The sequence below is a fragment of the Vibrio sp. CDRSL-10 TSBA genome (assembly GCA_039696685.1).
GTDB lineage: Bacteria > Pseudomonadota > Gammaproteobacteria > Enterobacterales > Vibrionaceae > Vibrio.
Map to the genome: position 1 here is coordinate 30,505 of CP155565.1, position 23,715 is coordinate 54,219.

12 protein-coding genes and 8 pseudogenes are annotated in these 23,715 nt (G+C 49.9%); 8 read left to right on the forward strand and 12 right to left on the reverse strand.

Features of this window, described 5'->3' with window-relative positions; all coding sequences use genetic code 11:
- Positions 1 to 237 precede the first annotated feature (237 nt).
- A pseudogene (locus ABDK09_00190) lies at positions 238 to 2,059 on the forward strand (hybrid-cluster NAD(P)-dependent oxidoreductase).
- Positions 2,060 to 2,256: 197 nt separating this feature from the next.
- Here ABDK09_00190 and ABDK09_00195 read toward each other — a convergent pair.
- Positions 2,257 to 2,883, reverse strand: coding sequence for an AraC family transcriptional regulator (locus ABDK09_00195; GenBank protein ID XAW87933.1), 627 nt, complete (start codon positions 2,881 to 2,883; stop codon positions 2,257 to 2,259).
- A 243-nt stretch (positions 2,884 to 3,126) separates the two neighbouring features.
- Here ABDK09_00195 and ABDK09_00200 point away from each other — a divergent pair.
- A pseudogene (locus ABDK09_00200) lies at positions 3,127 to 4,234 on the forward strand (1-acyl-sn-glycerol-3-phosphate acyltransferase).
- A gap of 67 nt (positions 4,235 to 4,301) precedes the next feature.
- Here ABDK09_00200 and ABDK09_00205 read toward each other — a convergent pair.
- Together ABDK09_00205 and ABDK09_00210 are read right to left on the reverse strand one after the other, a co-directional pair.
- Positions 4,302 to 4,901 carry a hypothetical protein gene (locus ABDK09_00205; GenBank protein XAW88486.1) on the reverse strand — a complete coding sequence of 200 codons (600 nt, stop codon included), beginning with the start codon at positions 4,899 to 4,901 and terminating at the stop codon, positions 4,302 to 4,304.
- Between the two features lie 231 nt (positions 4,902 to 5,132).
- Complete coding sequence (locus ABDK09_00210; GenBank protein XAW87934.1) at positions 5,133 to 5,435, reverse strand: YfcZ/YiiS family protein; 303 nt, start codon at positions 5,433 to 5,435, stop codon at positions 5,133 to 5,135.
- Positions 5,436 to 6,023: 588 nt separating this feature from the next.
- Here ABDK09_00210 and ABDK09_00215 point away from each other — a divergent pair.
- Positions 6,024 to 6,485 (forward strand): TetR/AcrR family transcriptional regulator, encoded by a 462-nt coding sequence (locus tag ABDK09_00215; protein XAW87935.1) that lies wholly within the window; start codon positions 6,024 to 6,026, stop codon positions 6,483 to 6,485.
- A gap of 147 nt (positions 6,486 to 6,632) precedes the next feature.
- Here ABDK09_00215 and ABDK09_00220 read toward each other — a convergent pair whose 3' ends face one another.
- From ABDK09_00220 to ABDK09_00230, 3 genes and pseudogenes are all read right to left on the reverse strand, one after another.
- The gene (locus tag ABDK09_00220) at positions 6,633 to 7,418 is read right to left on the reverse strand and encodes a heme ABC transporter ATP-binding protein (protein ID XAW87936.1); all 786 of its coding nucleotides are present in this window, start codon (positions 7,416 to 7,418) and stop codon (positions 6,633 to 6,635) included.
- Positions 7,415 to 8,447, reverse strand: a pseudogene (locus ABDK09_00225) (iron ABC transporter permease). Before ABDK09_00225 ends, ABDK09_00220 begins: the two are co-directional and overlap by 4 nt.
- Positions 8,448 to 8,454: 7 nt before the next feature.
- The gene (locus ABDK09_00230; protein ID XAW87937.1) at positions 8,455 to 9,309 is read right to left on the reverse strand and encodes a helical backbone metal receptor; all 855 of its coding nucleotides are present in this window, start codon (positions 9,307 to 9,309) and stop codon (positions 8,455 to 8,457) included.
- A gap of 371 nt (positions 9,310 to 9,680) precedes the next feature.
- Here ABDK09_00230 and hutX point away from each other — a divergent pair, with 371 nt between their 5' ends.
- The 3 genes and pseudogenes from hutX (at position 9,681) to ABDK09_00245 (ending at position 13,279) form a co-directional block, all read left to right on the forward strand.
- The gene (gene hutX, locus ABDK09_00235) at positions 9,681 to 10,178 is read left to right on the forward strand and encodes a heme utilization cystosolic carrier protein HutX (GenBank protein XAW88487.1); all 498 of its coding nucleotides are present in this window, start codon (positions 9,681 to 9,683) and stop codon (positions 10,176 to 10,178) included.
- 17 nt (positions 10,179 to 10,195) lie between these two features.
- Positions 10,196 to 10,727: pseudogene (gene hutZ / locus ABDK09_00240) on the forward strand (heme utilization protein HutZ).
- Between the two features lie 426 nt (positions 10,728 to 11,153).
- Positions 11,154 to 13,279, forward strand: a pseudogene (locus ABDK09_00245) (methyl-accepting chemotaxis protein).
- Between the two features lie 93 nt (positions 13,280 to 13,372).
- Here the strand turns inward: ABDK09_00245 and yjeH are convergent.
- A pseudogene (gene yjeH / locus ABDK09_00250) lies at positions 13,373 to 14,639 on the reverse strand (L-methionine/branched-chain amino acid transporter).
- A gap of 308 nt (positions 14,640 to 14,947) precedes the next feature.
- Between yjeH and ABDK09_00255 the strand changes: the two are divergent.
- On the forward strand, positions 14,948 to 15,406 hold the full coding sequence (locus ABDK09_00255; GenBank protein XAW87938.1) for an Lrp/AsnC family transcriptional regulator: 459 nt from the start codon (positions 14,948 to 14,950) through the stop codon (positions 15,404 to 15,406).
- Between the two features lie 115 nt (positions 15,407 to 15,521).
- Positions 15,522 to 16,160, forward strand: a complete 639-nt coding sequence (locus ABDK09_00260; protein ID XAW87939.1) for a LysE family translocator — start codon at positions 15,522 to 15,524, stop codon at positions 16,158 to 16,160.
- A gap of 13 nt (positions 16,161 to 16,173) precedes the next feature.
- On the opposite strand, the gene ABDK09_00265 is transcribed toward ABDK09_00260, so the two are convergent.
- The 5 genes and pseudogenes from ABDK09_00265 to ABDK09_00285 form a co-directional block, all read right to left on the reverse strand.
- A complete protein-coding gene (locus tag ABDK09_00265; GenBank protein ID XAW87940.1) occupies positions 16,174 to 16,386 on the reverse strand; it encodes a hypothetical protein in 213 nt (70 codons plus the stop codon).
- A gap of 104 nt (positions 16,387 to 16,490) precedes the next feature.
- Positions 16,491 to 18,087, reverse strand: a pseudogene (locus ABDK09_00270) (EAL domain-containing protein).
- A 409-nt stretch (positions 18,088 to 18,496) separates the two neighbouring features.
- A complete protein-coding gene (locus tag ABDK09_00275) occupies positions 18,497 to 19,066 on the reverse strand; it encodes a hypothetical protein (protein XAW87941.1) in 570 nt (189 codons plus the stop codon).
- 16 nt (positions 19,067 to 19,082) lie between these two features.
- Positions 19,083 to 21,665 carry a DUF748 domain-containing protein gene (locus ABDK09_00280; GenBank protein ID XAW87942.1) on the reverse strand — a complete coding sequence of 861 codons (2,583 nt, stop codon included), beginning with the start codon at positions 21,663 to 21,665 and terminating at the stop codon, positions 19,083 to 19,085.
- A gap of 295 nt (positions 21,666 to 21,960) precedes the next feature.
- Positions 21,961 to 23,398, reverse strand: a pseudogene (locus tag ABDK09_00285) (glyceraldehyde-3-phosphate dehydrogenase).
- Positions 23,399 to 23,715 lie beyond the last annotated feature (317 nt).

The following is a 23,715-nucleotide window of genomic DNA, read 5'->3' on the forward strand; positions in this document are numbered from 1 at the left end:
TTTCCGTATGACGCAAACGCTTCCGTTTAGGCGACAGGATGATAGAGGAAAAGGGGGGCAATTTCACCCCTTAATTTGATCTCGGCCTGAAAGCGGCATTTTTCTCACTTTTGATCGCCATATCTGCTCATTATGCAAGCAGGTTAGTCGTCAGGGTGAAATTGTTTTATTATCACCACCAATATCTAATTATTATCACCGCATAACATCTCATTCTTATTGCGCTAAGGAAATGCCATGTCGTCCGCTCATCTCTCTCAAATCAATGTTTATCCGGTCAAGTCTGTCGCCGGCATCGCCTTGTCTACTGCCTGGGTAGAAAAACAGGGCCTGATGTTTGACCGCCGTTTTATGGTGGCGCTGGCCGATGGCAGCATGGTGACGGCGCGCAAGTATCCGGCGATGGTGAAAGTTCGTTCCACGCTGACCCCGGATGGCTTGATCTTCACCGCGCAAGGCAAGCCGCCGCTGACACTGCGTTACGCGGACTTCAAGCTGCAGGAAGCGCCCGCCACAGTGTGGAAAGATAACTTTGTTGCCTACACTACGACGGATGAAGCGGATGACTGGTTCAGTGAGGTGCTGGGCCAGCGGGTCGAGTTGCTGTTTAGTGGCCAGCAGTCCAACCGGGTACGGGAAAAAGTCGGCAGTAACGTCAGTTTTGCCGACGGTTACCCGCTGTTGGTGATCAGTGAAGGTTCCCTCGAAGAGCTCAACCGTCGCAGCCCGGAGCGTCACAGTATGGATCAGTTTCGCACCAACCTGGTGGTATCCGGTACGCAGCCGTTTGCCGAGGACGGCTGGAAACGGATTAGAATTGGCGAAGTGGAGTTTGAAGCCGTCAAACCGTGTGAACGCTGTATCCTGACCACAGTTGATGTGGAAACGGGCACATTTCGCCCGACCCAGGAGCCGCTGCGCACCTTATCGCAGTTTCGCGCCAACGAGCGCGGCGGAGTGTTCTTTGGCCAGAACCTGGTGGCGAAAAATGAAGGTATGATTCGCGCCGGTGATGAGGTGCAAGTACTGGAATACAAAGAAAAAGAAGCGTATCAGGATCAGGGGTTGCGCCATTACCGCATGACCTGCGTGGAGCGGGAAGAGATCGCGCGTGATTTTGTCACGTTCTGGCTGGAGCCGCAGCAGGATGAGTTGCCAGGCTATCAGCCAGGGCAGCATCTGCCGATTGAGCTGGTGATCGAGGGGGAGCGGGTAACACGCCGTTATACCTTGTCATCGAGTCCGTCTCGTCCCGGCCGGTTGGCGATTTCGGTCAAGCGTATTAACGGTGGCCGGGTTTCAAACTGGCTGATCAGCCATCTGCAGGTCGGCGATGCACTGACCACAGAAGCGCCGGATGGCAGTTTTCATCTTGATGGCACGCAATCCGGTCAGCCACTGCTGTTGTTGTCGGCTGGCAGCGGAGTGACCCCGATGCTGTCGATGCTGCGCTATCTGGCCGATCACGATCAGATCGACGATGTGGTCTTTTACCATCAGTGCCGCTCAGTTGAAGATATCCCGGTTCATGATGAATTGCAGCAACTGGAGCGTCAGTTCACTAGTCTTAAAGTCTTTATTTCTCTTACCCAGGCACCGCTGGACTGGTTTGGTCTGAAGGGCCGTTTTTCGCTCTCTCATCTCAAGCAAATCAAAGATGTGACTCAGCGTCAGGTGTTTGTGTGCGGGCCGGATGGTTTTATGCAGAAAGCGAAAAATCTGTTGCTGAAACAGGGATTACCGCAAACGGCTTATCATCAGGAAGCTTTTGGTGTCGCGCTGACGGCGCCAAAAGAGCTGAAAACCGTTCAGCTTAACATCAATGGGAAAGTGTTCAGCGGCAATAATCAGGTGCCGTTGCTCGATCAGGCCGAAGAGGCTGGTATTCACATCGAAAGCAGTTGCCGCGCTGGTTTGTGCGGTGCCTGTAAAGTGACGGTGCAATCGGGCAAGGTGCATCAACCTCAAGTGCCGGCGCTGCCGGAGCACGAACGTCATATGGGCGTGGTGCTGGCGTGTTGTTGTGTTTCCGGAGACAGACGTCGACATCGTTGGTTAGCAATTTGAGGCTGGGAACCAGGTTTTTAACAGACTGGTCTTCAACTGACGGGGCTTCAACATTGTAGCTTAATCGAATCAACCGGCGTGTGGGTCATGCCGGTTGACCGCTGTCCTGACTTATTATCCAGCGCAGTTGCCTGCCGGGATTCGTGCTTGGATCTTAGAGCCCAGCTCCCAGATTCTAGAGGATACAGCTTAAAGCGTTTTACCTAATACGATCTGACACATCTGCTGATACTGACTGTTGTTGTCAGCAAACAGCTCGGCAACGATTTGCGCTTCTTTTCCGCCTGACAGGCGACGTTTCATCGCTTCACGTACCAGCAACACTAAATGCTGCTCTTTGCTTAATCCGTTGTGTGCCTGCGGCGACCACGCGGCTAAAGACTGATTAAATGTCGAATGAGGCAGCTTAGGTTCAAAGTTTTTTACTTCGCTTTTTATCACTTGCAGCAAATGCAGATACACTTCGTCTTCACGACTGGCTTGCTGAGCACTATCAAGTTGTCGCAGACGGTTAAGTACAGCCCAGCTAAGTTCGGTATGTTTAACCAGACCCGCCTGATGCGGAAAGGTATCATGCAGTCGAACCGAAAAATCGATACGCTGAATTTGCGTGTTGGGGAAAAACGTCAGCGCACTCAGGCAGTCGATAGGGATCCACAGCGCTTGATCAGCTTCAATGGCGTATTCCTGCTTGCCGAGTTTGACCAGCACTAAACCACGCTCCACATGAATCAGGCTGTGCTTAACGGCGCGCTTGCGCGACGTGGCTTCAAGATAGGGAAACAAGCACGTTTCAGATTGGATAGCGTAGTTCATGAATAGCCTCGAGCAATAGAAGGGCGCTAAGGGTAACGCTTTCCCTGAAAAAAGCCAAATACCCAGTGAAGTGGCATGAAATAAGCTTACTGAGAGTTGTGACAGGCGGAAATATTTCTGTCACTTTTAAGAAACCTTTATCACGCGTTCTGGTCTGACCTTGTGAATTATGTGGTAACGATAGCTGCGACTGATGGTGACTACGCGTAGAATAGGCCAGCTTTTTATTTGATGTAAAATAATATGACTTCAACAAACGATCCTTATGTAGACATTCGTCCTTACAATGACGAAGAGATTCCTGCCGCCATTAATCGTCTGATTAATGACGAAGAGTTTATCGCTGCCATTTTGCAGCACCGTTTTGAGCGCCAGCCGGCTTGGCTGCAATCTCTGATGGGACCTTTTGTTAAAGCCTATCTGAAATTCAAGTGGGCTAAACTGAAGTCCGTTGATGTTATTCAGCGGGAAGTGAAAAAGTACCTTGATCAAACGCTTGAGCACACCACTCATGGCGTGACTTACAGTGGTCTCGACAAGCTGGATAAAAGTACCTCGTACCTGTTTATCTCTAACCACCGCGATATCGCGATGGATCCGGCGCTGGTTAACTATGGTCTGTATGTCTCCGGCCATCGTACTGTGCGTATCGCGATCGGCGATAATCTGCTGAAGAAACCGTGTGCCACGGAAACTGATGAAGCTGAACAAGAGTTTTATCGTCAAACGTTCCGCCAAAGGCCCGCGTGAAATGATGAAAGCGCTGGGCACCTTGTCAGCCTACATTAAGCATTCACTGGAGACAGGTAACTCAATCTGGATTGCACAGAAAGAAGGTCGTGCTAAAGATGGCAACGATTATACCGATCCGGCGATCCTGAAAATGTTCCATGTTGAAGGACGTAAACAGAAAGCCGAGTTTGCTGATTACATTCAGTCACTGAAAATCGTGCCGGTGTCTATCTCTTATGAGAATGACCCGTGTGATATCGCCAAAGCGCGCGAACTGTATGAGAAGGCCACACACGGCAAGTACGAAAAATCAGAGTTTGAAGATATCGAAAGTATCATTCAAGGTATTGTCGGAGAGAAAGGTCGTATCCATGTTGCGTTTGGCGATGTGATCGATCAGCCGTATGAGACGCCTGAGGCGCTGGCGCAAGAGATTGACCGCCAGATCCACATGCACTACAAGCTGTATCCGATAAACCTGCTGGCCGCAGGTGAAGAACATGAAGATATTACGCCGGCGGTGCGCGCTAAGCTGCAGGAGAAACTAACCCATCTGCCTGAAGATGCGCATCCTTACTTGCTTGATAGTTATGCCAACCCGGTGCGTAACCGCAAGTAACACCTGATAATAAAGGATAAAAAGAGAAGCAGCCGCTTCTCTTTTTTTGTGCCCGAATGATACCGGCTCAGCGGGCGACAGCGCCGCCCAGCGTCAGATTGGTTGGCCAATGGCTAATACGGTTACCGCCCAGATAGATATTGCCGTTAACGGTTAAGTTATCCGGAAAGGCGCTTATTTGGGAGCCGCCAATAAACAGGTTCCCTTCTACCACTAGCCCATCCGGCAGCTCGGTTAAAGGAGTGCGCATGACACTCAGGTCGCCTTTCACTCTTAAACGTGGTGGCAGTCCAACCAGCGGCGTGTCAGTCAGATTGAGATAACCGCCAAGGTTAATTCCCGCCGGCCAGCGCTGGATTTGTGAACCGAGTAAGTTGGCATAGCCGCGGATAAATGTACCGCGTGGTACTTGTGCCAGTTGACTGTTGGCTGCATCCAGGCTTCCTTCAATTTTCAGTCCGCGAGGCAGTTTAGTGATACCTGTTTTGGCGATACTCAGGTTGCCCTTGAGTTCCATGTTGTCTGGCAGCGTGGTGAAAGGCTTATTGCGTAAGTCCAGATTGCCGTAGTTATCCAGATAATTCAGGATTTGATAGCGGTCGAGCGGTTCGGCCGATACAGAGAGGGCGGTCAGTAATGTGAGCAGAGCGATGAGCGGGTAGTGCATGCCGATGTCCGCAATCCAGACAAGTGTGATGGATTGAGTATCGCCAGCGCGGCGAGTGGCTGCAATGAAAGAGGCGAAGTAATCATCATCAAAGCGCACAATGTCACAAAACTGGTCACAAATGCGTTTACAAAAACAGTGACAACAAAGCGAGCTTTTGCGGCCCGCTTTGTCTTTCAAGCTCGGTATTTGGCTGCGGGCTGACGTTAACCATCGCTGATAATTGGGTGATTAACGTGCCAGTGAGCGGGATCTGAGCTCGAAAATTAATTTTTCCGCACTGACTTCAAATTTGAAGCGCACGTGCATCTCTTTGGCGTCGTCGGCTAACGGCATAACTTCGTGTTCAACGTTTTTGTTCACTTGCTGAGCCAGAGTGAGGTACTTGTCCAGTTCTGCGCGCATTTGCGGCTCTGAGTCGGCAAAAATAGTCACTTCAGCGACATCATCCCCTTCGCGGATAATGAAGCCCATTTCACCGGCTACACCACATGCTTCACACACTTCCGGCTCTCGGTAGGTTTGGTTACTCATCTTACCATCCTCTTACAAATTATGAGGATATCTTACTCTGCTCTTTCCGGCCCGGCTATGGTTGTTTTAAGCAAAAATGCGTGAAAGTTTGCGTCTGATCAAGGATGAGTGATATGCACGATTTTCTGCTGCCGCATCTCTTAGTTTGTGAAAGTTGATCAGACTCTCACTCAGACCGAAGACGAAGTGAGTGAACTGTTTTTGTTGATCAAATCGCTATGGATGTCACTTTTATGACAGCTTTAGGTGTGAGTTTAGTCAATTTTTTGTAAGGTTAAGTGTCATTATTTTGTCGTGACTTACTAAAACTCATTGCCTTAACTAAAGGTTTATTAGATGATTCACGGGTCGGAAATATAGATGTGTCGAATTTTATCGGTAACTCACCGATGTTTAAGCGGGTGTTTTCATCCATTCAATGAGTGCATTGGTCACTGTGGAGGTTGGCTGGTGTACGTCCTCAGGTGGTTCGAGCCGTTGATGCCACCACGTTGTGCAAGGCATTGATAAAACGTAATCAATGATATCTATCATTGGAAACCAACATTGTATGGAACTACATAAAAGTACATAAGAAGAGCCTTAACCATGCCAAAGCGTAGTAAAGAAGATACCGAAATCACCATCCAGACCATCATGGATGCGGTCGTCGATCAGTTATTGACCCTCGGCTATGACAAAATGTCATACACCACTCTGAGCCAGCAGACCGGGGTGTCACGTACCGGAATCAGCCACCATTTTCCCAAGAAAACCGATTTTGCTTCAGCACTGGACGGCCGGATGTTCAGCCTGTTTGTTGAGCATCTTGATTTTGATAATGGCCATGAATCCTTTGTTTCAAGCTGGATGAAAGCGCTGGACAACTCAGAATTCGTCGCCATTCTGCGTCTGGTATTTCAGCACGTCGTGATTGCTGAGCGTGCCCAGGAGTTCGCCTACAACGGCCTGGAACGTCTGTACAAACTGGCTGACGAAAAACTCGGTTCAGGCAGTGATGAAAAAGTCGAATGGTTGATTGGTAAATCTCTTATTACCATGAGTAAGTAATGACCACGAGAAAGTAATCGAAAAGGCCAGCATGATGAATGCTGGCCTTTTGATTTTTATGCAGACGGATTTTTATCCAACACGGACTGTTTATCTAAAACAGGTGGCTTATATAAAGTAAATCTCATATTTAAAGCAGATAAACAGTTACTCGGCCGGATAGACGACCGGAAAGGCCAGCGTCGGATGCGCAGCGATAACGGCGCGGAAACCATAAACCTGTTGTATGGTCTGTGTGGTGAGCGCCTGCCAGGGCGGGGCATCACACACCAGTTCACCATCACTCAGCAGCAGCATACGATCAGCATATTGTGCCGCGAGGTTGAGATCATGCAGTACCACAATCACGGCGCACTGCTCTTGGGTTGCCAGTTGACGGGCGATTTGCAGCGTGTTGTGCTGATGAGCCAAATCCAGTGCTGAAGTGGGCTCGTCGAGCATTAAAATTTTCTGCGAGCCGGCTTGATGAAGCTGGGTCAGTACCCGGGCTAGATGCAGACGCTGTTTCTCCCCTCCGGACAAGGATGGATACAGCCTGTGTGCGAGGTGGGCAACATCGGTGACATGCATATAGTGCCTTGCCAGTTCGCTCACTTGTTGACGACTGACACTGAGCGGAATCGCCCCCAGTTCCACCACTTCCTGTGCGGTGAAGGCAAAGCTAAGACTGCTCGACTGCGGCAGCAGACCGACATGGCGTGCCAGCTCACTCTTATCCCACTGTTGGCGGGGTTTACCAAATACCCGAATCTCTGCTTCGCTGGTAATCTCGCCACTCAGCAGTTTTAGCAAGGTACTTTTTCCGGCGCCGTTGGGGCCCAGCAGTGCAATGACCTGGCCACAGTCAATATCGACATTAAGATTATCCAGAATAACACGTTGTCCGAATTGAACGTGCAGCCCGCGAGCCTGAATGGCCGGAGTGCTTATCACGACAGTTTTCCTTTTTGTTGAAACAGCAGATAAAGAAAGAAGGGGGCACCGATCAACGCGGTGACAATGCCAATTGGCAGCTCAGCCGGAGCGATAATCTGGCGTGACACCATATCCGCGATGGTTAAGAGCAAAGCGCCGAGTAAGGCCGAAACCGGGACAAGATTACGGTGATCCGGGCCAACCAGCATACGCCCCAGATGAGGCACGACCAGGCCGACAAAACCTATCATGCCGACGGCACTGACGGTGACGCCGACACCAAGGGCAGACAGGACAATCATACTGCGTTTAAGACGTTCAACCTCAATCCCCAGATGACGAGCTTCTGATTCACCCAGCAGCAGCGCATTCAGCGCCAGGGTGTGGCGTGAGACATAACTCAGCAACAACAGCAGTGTCACCGCGCACAGCGCGATATTAGGCCAATTGGCCGCTGCAAATGAGCCCATCGACCAGAGCGAGAGATCACGTAGCATTTGATCGTCGGCGACAAAGTTGAGATAGCCCACGCCTGCACCTGACAGCGCACTGATAGCGACACCTGCCAGCAGCATCATAGTGACCGAGGTGCCGAGGGAACTGGTGCCAAGGCGATAGACCAGAATGGTCGTCACAGCTCCGCCGGCAAATGCGAACAGAGGCAGACCTAAGGTGTTGAGCCAGGCGGGACTGATGTCCAGATTCGCCAGCATGACAATCGCGATGGCAGCCCCAAGCATAGCTCCCGCCGACACACCGATAATACCAGGTTTCTGCCAATGGATTGCGGAATAAGCCCTGCATAACGGTGCCGCACAGGGCGAGAATAGCACCGACCAGCATACACAACACAGTGCGCGGAAAGCGGATCTGATGGATCACCATCTGCACATGATTGGCCACGTCACTGGAACTGAGCAGCAGGCTTTTCAGGCTATCGCTGAAACTGATGGCCATCGGTCCGACCGTAATCGAATAGACCGCGCTGAATGTCACCAGCAATGTCAGCACCAGCGAGGTCCAAGCAAGCGGGATCTGCCTTAACATCGTTGTGCTACTCCTGAGGGTACAAAATAGTTTGCAGACGCTGGGCTTCTTTCAGGCTGTTGAGGCCCAATCCGCCGACCAGTGCGTGCCCGTCGAGGGTAATGATCTGTTTGTTCTGGCCGGCTGGTGTTGCCGCCAGCAGAGGCAAAGATTGCAGAATCGCGTCCGGTCCGCCCAGCTTGTCATAGCTGCGCCCGCTGACCAGGATGACATCGGGCTGCATCTGAACCAGAGCTTCCATCGACAGCGGTTTATAACTGCTCACTTCTCCGGCTGCCGGATTGGTCGCGCCCGCAAGGTTAATTATTTCGTCCGGTACGGTTGCGCTGCCGGCGACATTGGCGGCCCGCCCTTCATGAATCAGCAAAAACAGGACTTTTTTACGTGCAGATTGTTGCGGCTGGTGGCTGGTCAGCTGGTTGAGCGTTTGTTGCACCGTCTGTTTCAGGGCTGCAGCGTTAGCGGATTGTCCGGTCAGACGGGCAATTTGATCGATACGCTGTAACAGCCCCTGTGTTGTCACATCGCTGTTAATCACGTCCACTTCAACACCGGCGGCGCGTAATTTGTCTAACGTCGCCGGCGGCCCCATTTCATCTGAACCAATCAGACGGGTTGGCGCTAAAGATAGAATACCTTCGGCAGATAACTGGCGATGATAACCGATTTTTGGCAGCGTCAGCGTGTCCGGCAGAGAGCTGGTGACATCAACCGCTACCAGCTCTTGCTGGGCGTTGAGAGCCAGCAGCAGTTCCGTAACGCTGGCACCAGCGCTGATAATACGTTGTTCGGCCTGTACGCTATAGGAAAGCAGGGAAAACAGAGTGGCGGTCAGCCAGGCTAAACGTGTGGTGACTTTCATGGTATATCTCATTTGTCTGATTTTGATAGTGAAACTCGGGTTATGTACCCGTAGCACGACCGGTTGAAGCACCTGTTGCTGCACAGCACGTCTGGCGTGTTTTACGGCGCGATGGTTCACTTTTACCGGCACAGTGCAAGTATTTAACAAAATGCAAATAAGATCAATTATCAATTGCATTCTCATTTGTGTCGATTTATCCTTTTGCCACTTCTGTATAGTACCTGGTACTCGGTACCTGGTGCTTTGTGCGTAATGTGCAGGCACCAAGCAGGCAAAATGCAGATGGTCAGTTCTGGCCTGTGCATCAGGCAAACATCAAGGTCTTGGTTGGTAAGCATCACAAGATCGTCATCACAGCGGAAACCAACATGGAATCTTTAGCACAGCAAGTAGCTCACCTGCTCGAGAGTGAGCCCTCTTTGTTGCCTGCGGCAATCGCCCAACAACTGAATGTCTCTGAGTATGAGGTGGTGAGTGCATTACCGTCCGGCATGGCGACCATTTTGGATGGCGCACAAGCCGAGTCGGTTCTCACCGATTTGGCCGATTGGGGCCCGGTGACCACAATAGTTCATTCATTTGGATCTATTTTTGAGGTCAAAGCACCGTTACCAAAAGGGAAAACGGCGCGCGGGTACTACAATTTAATGGGACGGGAAGGGCAACTGCACGGCCATCTGAAGCTGGACTTGATCGCGCACATTGCTTTGGTCAGCAAGCCGTTTAACGGACGCGAAAGCCATTATTTCGGCTTTTTCACCCAGCAGGGTGACAGCGTATTTAAAGTGTATCTCGGCCGTGACGAGCAACGTCAACTGCTTGCGGACCAGGTTGCACGGTTTAAAGCATTACAACAAAAACAGTGATAGGTTCGGAGAAATATATGAATCAGCAAGTTAAGCAAGAAAGGTTGCAAGGAAGACTGGAGCCGGAAATCCAGGAGTTCCGGCATGAACGCTGTACTTTGCAGCTGGCAACCGTGGATGGTGAGGGGAGACCCAATGTCAGTTATGCGCCATTCGTGCAGAATCAGGAAGGTTACTTTATTTTAATTTCTCATATTGCCCGTCACGCACGAAATCTGGATATCAACCCTCAGGTCTCAATCATGATGATTGAAGATGAAGCGACAGCCAAACAGCTGTTTGCCCGCAAACGTCTTACGTTTGATGCTGTGGCTCAGGTGGTAGAAACGCAACAGCGATTTGTGGCTGCAGGTGATTGGTCAGATGGCCGACCGTTTCGGTGACATTATTGATAACCTCAAGCAGCTTGAAGATTTCACCCTCTACTGCCTGAAACCGGAAAAAGGCCTATTTGTGAAAGGCTTTGGTCAGGCTTATCAGGTATCCGGCGATGATTTGGTGGATTTTGTTCACCTTGAGCAGGGGCACCGTAAAATCGTTAACCAGTAAACTGGGGTATGCAAGGTGAAAGGCTGCGTTGGCAGCCTTTTTTGTGCCAGCGAGATCAGAGCAACGCCTTTACATGGACAGTGTAGATACAGGTTGAAGCGCTGTATTATGTGTGCAACAGCAGTGTGCAGTTGTGTTGCAAAATGGCGATTGGTTTATTTTTGTTCGAATTTTCAGTGTATTGCGTCATCTGTTGTGCACGAAAATGGTGCGAAATTTTGTATTTTTGTGCTTTTTAGCCCGGTTTTGGTGCATTGGTACGGAGTGTAAAATAGAGCATGCCAGACGAAATGACTGCAAGAAGTGTCGTTTCATAGAGACCTGTTTTGCTTCAAAGTGTTATTAAGGAACAGTGTAACGAAGTCTCATTTTTGGAACAAGGTTTGCATTACTCAGGTGAATAACAATAAACATGGATGGTGAATTATGCAGTTAACGTCAGAGGAAAAGCGCTGGCTTCCCTGGTTTGGATCTACCGGTAAGTTGGCGATGCGCAAGGCATGCTTTCTTAACCGCAGTCGTGTCTCCTCTCTGCAACAAACCTTTGAAAATATAGCTAACACACGAGTACAGATACTCACCACCTGGGCCGATAATGAATGGTCTTTTTTACAAGATGCTGCTTTATATTTAGCTGCTAAACCGCAACACGAATATCATGCTGCACTGCAGCGACTGCTTAAACGCAGCAGTGATTTTTCTGAACTCTTCTTCGTTTCTCCTCAGGGTATCATTCTTGACTCAACCTATCCGGCTCAGAAGGGAAAACGGAGTGTTTCTGCTGCAGCGCTTGAAGTGGGATTACAGCAATCTTTTCTGCACGGGCCTTATTGTGATGACGTCACGCTGACTATCGGCGCTTCAAGCTCTTCGTTTCATGATGAAGTGACACTGATGTTTTATCAGCCGGTAAAGAATGATGGCGAGTTGCTTGGCTGTCTGTGTGGTCGAGTACCGAATGATGTAATCGGCGATCTGATTCAGCGCGAAGCAGGGCATATCTACAGCGAATCGGGAGACAACTACCTGTTTATGGTGCAGTCTCACTTTGATAAATCGATAGCGCCGGGTGTTGCCTTGTCCCGCTCCCGTTTTGAAGATAACCGCTTCTCCCACGGTGAAAACCTAAAAGACGGGGTACATACGCAGTGGGGAAACGGTGCAGGTACAGCGCCATACTGAATTTGAAATCGTATTTAACGATCCGTCCACCAAGCAGCTTCATCCAGGGGTGCGTGAAACCATTCGCAACGGCCAAAACCTGTATGTGGAATACCCGGGCTACTCTGATTACCGTCATATTCCGGTAATCGGGAAAGGGGTAACGTTCAGCATGCCGGGCTCAAAAGATCGCTGGGGCATGATGTGCGAGTCCGATCTGGAAGAGGTGTATCGGCATCGATCTCTGGCCCAAAAGTTAGATCAGCAGTTCGCACTCTGTATCTTTGCGTCTTTGTTGCTTCCTTTTGTGGTTAGCTCTTGGTATCCGCTGGTGGAGTGGCAACTGCTGATGCTTTCGCTACTAACAGGGAGCATTGCGGTTAGCCTGTTTCACCGCATGACCTCACGGCCTATCGCCGATAATCTGCAAAGCATGACTCAGGTGATGCAAATTCTGGCCGAAGGGGATGGCAATCTGACCCGGCGTCTTGATGCGAACCAGTTTAAGGCCGATGAAACCGGTGATCTCGGGCGCTGGACCAACAGCTTTATCGATAGTCTGGAGGGCATGATCAAGGAACTGGTCTTTGCCAGTCGCGAAGTACAAAGTGTTTCTGAATCTATGCTGCGCCGCAGCCAGTTGTTGTTGTCGAGCAGTGACAGTACCGCGACTTCGATTACCGATATGCTGGCCTTGGCCGGGATCCAAAGTCAGGAGATCAATAGTGCTAACGATACCGCGACTGAAATGAATGTGTTGATGCAAGAGACAGTGGAAGCAGCGCAGCGAGATTACCAGCAGGCAACAGCCAGTGCGCAGGATATCAAAACCATAGTCCAGTCATCGGCTCAGACGGTCAACGAAGTCAATGACGAGATGCAGAAAATTGGCGGTATTGTTGATTTGATTACTGAAATCACTGCGCAGACCAACTTACTGGCTCTCAACGCGGCGATTGAAGCGGCGCGGGCTGGTGAGCATGGGCGTGGATTTTCTGTGGTGGCGGATGAAGTGCGCACACTGGCTAATAAAACTTCTCAGGCCGCCAATAACATCGGTGAACTGATGAAAGCATTGCACAGCCAGTCTGAGCGTGCGGTGTTGTCTATGCAGGAAGGAATCACCAATGTCGAGAAACAGTACCCAGATAGTGGATGATTCCTCACGCAGCGAACGGCTACACAGTTCGGCCACCGGTCTGTTTACCCTTATTCAGGGCATTGCCCGTAACAGTGAGGAGCACCGTCAGACAGCAGACTCGGCCCAGCATACGGTGATACAGCTTCAGGAAGCTTCATCGCAGCTTTCGCGTCGTACGACCTTGATGCAAAACTCGCTGCAGCGTTTAGATCAGTTGGTCGGACGCTTTGAGGTCAGCAAAGCCTCCTAGAGCGTAAAAACTGAGAATCCGGATGATGACATCCGGATTCTTGTACCTAATCGTTTACATTCCCTGCTTATTTGGCTCTATGGCAATGCTGTACTATTGCTCGTCATAGCTTTGCTGAGGCGTTTTGGCGGCTTTTTTCCACGGCATTGCAAGCAAGGTAAAAATACCCAGTGCGTAGAGCATCGACCAGCCCAGGCAGATAAACACCGCGGTGCACAAGATAAGCGCGACAGTCGCCAGCACCTTGGCAAAACCGCTGAGCAGCTTAAATGCCGCAAACATCGCCAGCAGATAGACCAGCACAAAAATGCCGTTAGCCAGTTTCAGGAACAGCTCCAACTCCAAGCCGGATAATTCACGCACAAAACAAAAGACCAGCAGCACTAAGCCGACTATCCAGGTGGCTGTCGCTGGTACTCCGCGTGAGGAGAGACGCGCCAGCGCGCTCTCGGGACGATAGTCACGCGCTTGCGCCCACACCATGCGTGACAGGCTTTGGGTGTAGAGGTTGATGCTGGCGAAGCAGGCAAGGAAGCCAATCACACTGATGACGCTGGCCATCTGGCTGCCAAACAGCTTATCGCTCAGCCAGGGAATAGACGCGCTGTCGAATTGCGGGCTGCCGTAGGCACCAAACTTCAGGATTACTGCCGAGCAGGCCCAGTAGGTGGCTCCGGCGACGAAACAACCGACCAGAATGGCCAGAGGAAAATCCCGCTGCGGATTCTTAAACTCTTCCCCCATATGGGCAAAGGCTTCGATGCCGACGAAACACCAGAACATCACGCCCAGAGCGGCGCCGATGGGCCAGATTGCCGAAGCGTTCAGTACTGGCATGGTCAGATCCTCGCTGCCCACATCACCAACCCAGAAAAATGCTGCGACGAGAGCAAAAATGCTCAGCGCAATCAGGGTTTGCAGGCGGCCTGAGGATTTGCTGCCTGCCAGATTCACGCCAACCAATAATGCTACGGTCAGAGTTTGTGCGATCAGAGGAACATCGAGCGGAGCCGGCAGGACCGGTTGCAAAAAGCCGGCAGCCAGGGCAATAGCCGGCGGTACACCGACCGGGATAACGCTGACAAACAGCCAGGCTACCGCTCGTTCCAGGCGCGGGTTAAATGCCTGACGGACAAAGTAGGCGGTGCCGCCGGCATTCGGATAGCGTTTGCCTAATGCTGCGAAACGTGAGAGCAATCGGGCAAATTGCCACGAATAAAATCAGCCACGCCCAGAGTGAAAGATGTCCGGCAATGCCCGCTGCGATGGCCGGGATCATAAACAGGCCGGTGCCCATTAATGTGGTGGAGAGTTGTCCGATACCGGACAGTAGCGTGATTTCTTGTCTGAGTTGTTGCACCGTGTCATTTCCTGTTCTTTTTGTTATACCCAAATAACCTGTTCACCTAACTGCGCAAATGCCGGGCAAGTCACTTGGGTATAAGCCGCTAGAATACTCTGTTCATCAACAGGATGCAGCAGACAAAGCGCTCGGCTTGACCGTCAAAATGACGGTTTTTCGCGTCGGCAAAGTCACTTTGACGGTTCACTTTGCAAAAGGGGAAAAGCAACGGGTGGCCGGATGACGAAAATTGTGTCAAATTAACCACTAATCAACGGGATAAGTTGGCGGCGGCCTGTGGGCCGACCCAAGCGGAAATAATAACAATGGATAAATTTGATAACCAGATCATCGCGTTACTGCAGCGCGATGCGCGTATGTCAGTCAGTGATATCGCACGAGAAGTGAGTCTGTCCCGATCTGCGGTGACAGCCAGAATTAAGAAGCTCGAACAGGACAATATTATTCTGGGTTATCATGCCCAGATCGCCCATCCCGAACAGCATAACAATGTCAGTGCTTACTTTGCGTTGAAATTTGATATGGCAGCCGATCTTTATTCCTGTGAAAAATATGCGGAACAGCTGTATCGGATTCCGGGGGTAAAGTGGTGTCATGCGATCAGCGGCGAAACGGATCTGATGATTTATGTCGAAGCGCAAAGCATGGCACAGCTGAATGCGATTCGTGACGAGTTGCAACAGAATCCGCAACTGCGCAATCTCAGAACCCATACGGTGCTGAAAGAGCTTTTTAACACCACTAAGCAGACTGAATTGCCTTAAGTGCTGGCAAGCGGTTAGATGGCATACCTGGCGCTATGCCTGAACGGATGCCGACACTTATGTTGGTAATGATGCTGATACTTTCCACTGATTCATATTGATAAGGAATTTTTATATGACCTTCACGGTTTGGCTTTCACTGTTTACCATTTGTATTTTAGGCGCGATGTCTCCAGGGCCAAGCCTGGCGATGGTGGCGAAACACAGTCTGGCCGGCGGTCGAAAAAATGGTCTGGCTACGGCCTGGGCACATGCATTTGGGATTGGGGTCTATGCGTTGCTGACGATTGTGGGGTTGGCGGTGGTATTGCACCAGTCGCCGCTGGTGTTTAAAGCCATCAGCTATGCCGGTGCCTTCTATCTGGCTTATCTGGGGTTCAATGCATTACGTTCGAAAGGCGGCGTGGCGGCCAAACTGGAATCGGGTCAATCGGTTAGCGCCTGGCAGTCAGCCAAAGAAGGGTTGATGATTTCGTTACTGAGTCCGAAAATTGCGCTGTTTTTCATTGCGTTGTTCAGTCAGTTTGTTGCGGTCGGCAATGAACCGGGCAGCAAAGCGATAATAGTGGCAACACCGCTCATTGTGGACGGCTTGTGGTACACCTTTATCACTTTCCTGCTTTCCAGCCCGCGTGTACTCGATAAATTACGCGCCAGAGCCGTGTTGATTGACCGTTTGTCCGGCCTGGTTCTCATTGCTCTGGCGGTGCGCGTCGTTTCTGACGGTGTAAATCAGCACGCTGAGATAACATAGCCTGGCAGCGCAATTAGCGCTGCTTGCCGGTGACTTCTTCGAATTCGCCTTCAATCACATTGGCGTTGTTTTGCGCCTGATAAAACGGGCGGCGTTTGAGCTGTTTCTCAATACGCTTGCCGGTAATAATCGCAACCAGAGTCAGCGGAATAGCCAATAACAGGCCAAACATCACGGCAAAAAAACCGGTCACCAGCGTGAGTGTGGTAACAATAAATCGCGACATAAGTGGCTCCTCTTTATTCATGAGTCGTCAGCTTAACTCAGCCAAGATGAATTAAACATGAACGCCGATGATAATCTTATATTGCGATGCTAGTGCGGGTAAGACTAGTGCGAATAAGCGAGCTCGGCTGATTCTTGTTCTTCTTTTGCCGCACAATGGCTCAGGTAGTCCAGCCATTGAGCTTGCGGCAGCGGTTTCGAGAACAAATAGCCCTGGATATAATCCACACCCAGTTGATTAAGAATCGCCAGCTGTTCCTGAGTCTCTACACCTTCGACAATCACTCGCATTCGCAGGCTCGCGGCCAGTTGCAGCATCGAAATCAGCACGTTGTTTAAATGGGGCTCATGGCCGAGGTTTTTCACAAACACCTGGTCAATCTTTAAAGTATCGAAATGGAACTGGCGTACAAAGTTGAGGCCAGAATAACCGGTACCGAAATCGTCGACAAACAGACGCATGCCCGAGTGGCTTAACAGACGGAAATTACGCTCGACCATCTTTTGTTCACTGTCGCTGAAATCACCATCTTCAGTAATTTCAAACGCAATGTTCTGCGAGAAGGCGGGATGGTTAATACAGCGGGCGATAATCTTATCGGTAAAGGCCGTTGAACACATCAGTTTCGCGGGCAATGTTGACGCTGACATATTTACCCTGCATTAATTGCGGATGGTGCTCATAGAGAGCACAGGCCTCATCAATCACAAAGTCAGTCAGCTGTTCGATAAATCCCAGTCGTTCAGCAAGCGGAATAAAAATATTGGGTGGAATAAAGCCCTGTGTCGGATGGTTCCAGCGCAGAAGTGCTTCACAGCCCGCAACGGAACGGTCAGAACTCTGTACGATCGGCTGAAAGTAGACTTCGAACTGTTTGGCTTCCAGAGCATGCAGGATGGAGCTTTCCAGGCTTTTCTTCTGAATAACGATTTTACGTTTGTACAGGTAACAAGAAAGCAGGGAGAAATAAATACACAGCAATACCCAGATCTTACTGAGTAAATAGCTAATATAAGTCTCGGCGGTCAGGTAAAATTCTACTTGCAGTGGAAAAACGTCTGAGTTGAAGACCATAGATTTAATATAGTCTTGATGGTCCTGGCCTAAAATGTGGTACTGGTAGACTTTAATATCGAATATCAGGTGTTCCTGATTAATGATGCCGTTAATCAACCGGGTCAGGTAACGCGGCGGAATCACCATACTGACGCCATTCAGTTGACTGTCGGAGTAGATATATAAAATCGAATTCTGCTTGGTAATGGCGGTTCTGGTAAACGCGAGCGTTTCATGGGTAGGCGAATGGGCAACTCTATCGAATATGGTTGAATATATCTCAACCTTGGAATTGCCTTCGGTACTGGTGCAATATATCGTCCGTGAGCCTTTGAAAACGCCAATCTCTTTCGCGTAGTCAGACATAAATACGGTTTGTCTGAGTTGTGGCGCGAGTTGCGTACAGCTTTGATCGGCGCTGATTTGATTTAAGATGTGTTTGGTTTCTGAGCGGGTTTGTTCCAGCGCATTTTCGATATCTGCGATTGATTGCTTACCCAGATGAGTGAACAGCCGTTCGCTGTTGTAGAGGCAGAATATAGCAAAGATGACCAGGGAAAGGCTGATCATTATAATCTGGTGTCGTAAGGGCTGGTTATTTAACTTGCCCAGTAACGAATCGAACTTTGTTTGTGCTGAAAACATAGAGTTAAGAAATCCATCACTACGAACTCTGTTTATGTGAAGAGTTATGCTGATATTGGCTAACAATGGATGTCAGTCAACAAATTGTCATTGCTGGAATATTGACAGGCCATAGAATATGCATCGTGATGATCTTATATCACTGAAACGCTGTCAATATGTAAAGCCATTTTCTCACCTAAGTTGTTTTTCAAGTGTTGTCAGCGTAATTAAACAGTATTCAATACCCTCTTTTAATCTTTATGAATAAGCAGTGAGGTGTTTGTCAAATCACTTATTTTCAACATGATTCGGTATTTGTTCTTATTACCGGACTTGTTTCAATCAGGGGTAACTGAGTGCAATAAAATAAAATGCCCCGATGAAACGGGGCGTATGGTTATTAATAATGACTGAACTTTTACTGCTGTTATTTGGCATCCAGAGTAAGGTCTGCGCCGTTATCTTCCGTACGCAACCGGGTTTTGCTGTCAAGCAGGAAAACCCGTTCCGGCGCAACCATTGCTTCATCCACTAGATAGGTCTTAATTGACTTTGCTCGCTCTTCGGCCAGGTTCTCTAACTGGTCACGGCTGATATTGACCGAGTTCACCAACTGGTTGTACAAGCCCAGCATCAATGTCGTGTCAACTTGCTCATCAGACGGTGCATCGGTTTTCCCTTGCTTGAGTTGCTGAACGACCTTATCACGTTCATCGCCAAAATTGAGATTGAGGTCAGATTCAGCCAGTGTAGTGACGGCATCCGCCAAAGGTTCAGACTGAGCGATATAACTCGGGCTGAAATCCGCTGGCAGAGCATTGAGTCCGCTCTGTTCCAGCATGCGCTGTTGGATACGCAGTTCAGCCATCGCGCGACTGTCATCCTGCTTATTTACGGCTGCGGCAATACTCAGCGTCAGTTGCGGACGTGAGGCCAGTGCCTGTGCCAGTTTATCCAGGCGCTGTTGCTCATCAGTGCTCAGAGAGGCGTCTCCCAAGGCAAAGGTGACATGATCAAGTTTCTTCGTCTGAGCCGACCAGATTGGCCAGCAGAGAGAAAGGTGCAGTAACTGCTTTAACAACGATGTTGGACAAGGCTTTGAAAATAATGCTGCCAAAACTGAAGTCCGGATCATTGACGTCTCCTGAAACCTGAACGCCAAGATCGATGACGCCGTTTCGGTCCTGCAACATGGCGATCGCCAGTGAAACCGGCAGACTGGTGGCCAGCTTAGATTCGCTTGGTTTACCGAGCTTGAGTTGATCGATGACTAAATGGTTGTCACCTTGAAGCTGATTCTCTTCAAGCTGATAATTAAGCGCCAGCGACAGCTGTCCCTTATCGATGTAGTAACCGGCGTAGGTCCCTGAGTAAGGGTTGACCGAGGTCAGCTCGACGCTTTTAAAGTTCAGGTCTAAATCCAGGTAAGGATTTGGAATCAATGGGTTAATTTCACCTTTGAGTGATACGGGAGCATATTTGTCGATTTTACCGGCAATATCAACCTGAGCTTTTGTTCCGGGTGTGGACGACAGGTTGCGGACAGAGCCATGCAGCAGCTCAATACCTGAGGCAAAATTCGGAGTCAGTGAGTTGTCAGCAAAATAGGCCGAGCCGTTGCTGAAGGTAATGGCCTTAACATCAACCGCAAAGGCTGAGGAGTCCTGCTTAGCTGCCGTTGATGGATCTGGACTGCCCGTTGATGACTTGGCAGGCTCAGAGCGGCTGTCAGCGTCACTCTGGACCACAATGTCGCCAATGTTAGTGCGTTTATCTTTCGCGATCATCACCTTAGCATAGGGCGCATCAAATGCGATGGTATCGATTTTCAATGACTGCTGCTGAGCATTGAATATCATGCTATTGATGTTCATTTTTTGCCACTTAACCAGCGGCTGATTATTCAGGGTATCTTTGACCAACAGATTGCTGATATCGGCGCTGCCTTGGTAGGTGGCACGGCCTTGGTTATCGGCACTGTAGTGGCCCTGAGTTGCCAGTTGCCCTTTGGTGAGATGCAGATTGACATACGGCGCCAGGTAAGGCTGAACCTGGGTCAAATCCAGTCCGTTAACCGAGAGGTCACCTTCTGCGCTGAGTTTAGCAGCGTCGACCTTACCTTTGGTGCTGAGCTCTCCGCGCGCTTTCTGCGGGGCAGCACTGTCGCCTGAGCTGACAGCCAGTGCGATGTCGTAATCGATAGGTTTAGCCAGATCACTTTGGATTGGGCCAGTTGTGACAGCAAGCGGATAGATCCGCCAGAAAATGCCTTTGCTCTGCACACTTTCTTTAATATTTATATCGGTATCCGTCATGGCAAAGCCTGCCAGTCTGACCAACCAGGGTGCAGAAGTGGTGCTGGTGTCCGTGGCCGGTTGTTGTTCCGCGCGGGTCTGAACCGGTTCACTTTGGGCTGGCGGAGAAGCGGCTGTCTTCTTAGTGTCTGTCTTTTTAGTGGCTGTCTTCTTAGAGGTAAATAGCTGTGCGAGATCCAGACCTTGTGCTGACACTTCACCTTCAACCCACAGTCCTTTGAGCTTAATCGCATCAACATCAACCTGTTGACGATCGCCACTGACCCGTACGTTTTGCACATCAAGGCTTGGCAGTTTGATTTTAGCCTGGCTTTGATCGCTCACTACCAGATGTCTGAGCTGGAGTTGGCCTTGCGTGACCTGATAGTGGAAGCTGTCATCTCGTTCGCCGGCACTGAACTGAGCGGACAGGTTGATTGCTCCGTCAGTAACGGCGGCCTGCATCTGGTCGGCGGTAAACGGCCAGAATGGCTTAAGTGTGACGGATTTCAGTTGCAGGATTCCGTCGACGTTAAATGGTGCTAACTGGAATTGTCCCTTGAGGGCCAACTGGCCTTGGTCTGCCCCTTCAATCATCAGTGAATATTGGTTATTGACTACAGTGCCTGCTTGACCAGATTCAGAGTCAGAAGCAACTGTTTGGCTGACAGCACGGCTGTCGAAATGGTTCAGATTGAGGTTAAGATCGGCATAGCTGAGCTCGGCACCAGTAACCTTATCGTGAAAACGGACCTGACCGTCTGAAATATCCAGACGTTGTACCCGGATAGCCGGGATAGTATCAATATCAGCATCTGGCTGTTGAGGGGCATCCGCTGCAACCGGCTCTGCACTGGCATGGTTTGCCAGCGTATCGAGTATATCACTGAAATTGAAGCGTGTTTGACCGTCACTTACCATGCGTTGCAGCGCAACCTGCGGCGCGGTCAACGTGATGTGATCAACCGTCGGCGTTAAAGCGAACAGGCTTTGCCAGAAATTGAATTCAAGCTCGAGTTTGTCAAAGCGGGTAAACGTATCGCTGCCGTTGGCTTCCTGAATGACAAACCCTTCGATGCGTGCTCTGAGCACGAAAGGGTTAATGCTCACCTTGGGCACACTCACATTGCGTCCAAGCTGTTCACTTAACAGCTCGGGAGCTTTAGCTTCAATCAGCGCCGGGATGACTGCACCCAAGGTGACAGCGTAGAAGGCGTAAGCAGACAAAGCATAGGTTGAATAACGCAATAAGCGCGGGGCTTTTTTAAAACGTTGTAAAGCAGGTGACAGTGGATTTGGCATGGCAGGCTAAGGTCCGGTTAAACATCAATGCGAATACTCAATGTTATACGGATGGCTATCATCATGCCACTCAAGGTACTTAATTTAGACGGGAAAATCTCAATAAAAAGCAGATTTTACAGCTGGTTAACCAGTGAGGCTGACATAAAAAAAAGCCGCCCACATCAGGAAGGGCGGCAAGTACGGGGGATACCGTGAGAGGAGAGTAAGCCGGAGGTATTTACCGGCTCACCGTCATCCTCAGGATGAATTGTTATTATGTTGTGGAGACGAATATGTTGTGCAGACCCCCAGTCTACACTTGAGGGTAAGTTTTGTAGCGCACACCCATCATCTGTTCCATGCAGTGAACAACCTGACAGCTGTAGCCAAATTCGTTGTCGTACCAAACGTACAGTACACAGCGGTTACCCTGGGCAATGGTTGCCGCGCCGTCAACAACGCCGGCGTAGCGAGAACCCACCAGGTCCGTTGACACAATTTCAGTCGACTCAGTGTAGTCAATTTGCGCAGCCAGCTTAGAGTTCAGGGCGACATCACGCAGATAAGCGTTCAATTGCTCTTTGTCGGTTTCTTTCTCAAGGTTCAGATTTGCGACCGCCATTGATACGTTCGGAGTCGGAACACGGATAGAGTTACCGGTCAGTTTACCCGCCAGCTCCGGCAGGGCTTTAGCCACGGCTTTTGCTGCCCCGGTTGAGGTCAGTACCATGTTCAGCGATGCTGAGCGGCCACGACGCTCGCCTTTGTGGAAGTTATCAATCAGGTTCTGATCGTTGGTAAATGAGTGAACGGTTTCGATATGGCCGGATACCACACCATACTTGTCATTCATTGCTTTCAGCACTGGTGTAATGGCATTGGTGGTGCAGCTGGCCGCAGAGATAATGGTATCTTGCGGGTCAATGACCGATTCATTAACGCCAAATACGATATTCTTGATGTCGCCTTTACCCGGCGCAGTCAGCAGCACTTTTGCCGCGCCTTGTGAGCCAAGATGCTGGCTAAGACCTTCGGAATCACGCCATACACCTGTGTTATCAACCACCAGAGCGTTGCTGATTCCATAGGCGGTGTAATCAACGTCTGCCGGAGAATTGGCGTAGATAACCTGGATGTAGTTGCCGTTGACGATCAGTGCTTTATTCTCATCGTCGATAATGATGCTGCCGTTGAACTGGCCGTGTACGGAGTCGCGGCGCAGCAGACTGGCTCGTTTTTCCAGGTCACCCTCTTTACCACCACGTACCACGATCGCACGCAGACGCAGCGGATAACCCGGACCACTTTTTTCGATCAGCAAACGGGCCAACAGGCGGCCGATGCGGCCAAAACCGTACAGAAACGACATCTTTCGGCTCGTTCATCGCAGCACCGGTAAGCGTTTCCTGCAGGGCAGTTGTCAGGAAATCGTCCAAGCCGTGCACGTCGCTATGTTTTTGCCAGAACTGGTGTGCCAGCTGACCGATGTCAATACGACAAGGAGACAGCCCCATTTGGTTCAACTGTTCAACAATAGGCATGGTCTGTTGCAGAGATAATGTTTCTCCGGTGTAGCGACGAGCAATTCGGTGAGTTTTGATGATATCGATGGTGGCGGCGTTAATCAGGGTTTTTCCAAACAGGATGATTTCCACCCCTTTGTTACGATAAAGCTGAGCAATCAGGGGGGACATTGATTCAGCAATCGTCTGGCTGGTCTGCCAGTCTTGGAGGTGTTTCTCTGGACTCATTTTTACTCAGGACCTTTTCACGTTTTGTTGAGCTTTACGTTGGCCGGTAGGGGGACAAACGCAAGCGGTTTATACCCACAGTTTTTACTGTGTTTGGTATCGGGGGAACTTGTTGTTTTTATGTGGTCAGAGTGTAAAGGGCGAAGGGTTATTCTGCTAGTAAAAATAATGGCCAGATTTTAAGCTTATATTTATACATAAATTAGTGATTTTAGTTGCCTTGATCGGTATTTGTGCGTATTGACTTTAACAAAACTCATAACTTATTTTGTGATAATTCAGTTTCATATCTACTCTTTTTGATCTTATTGCAGTCT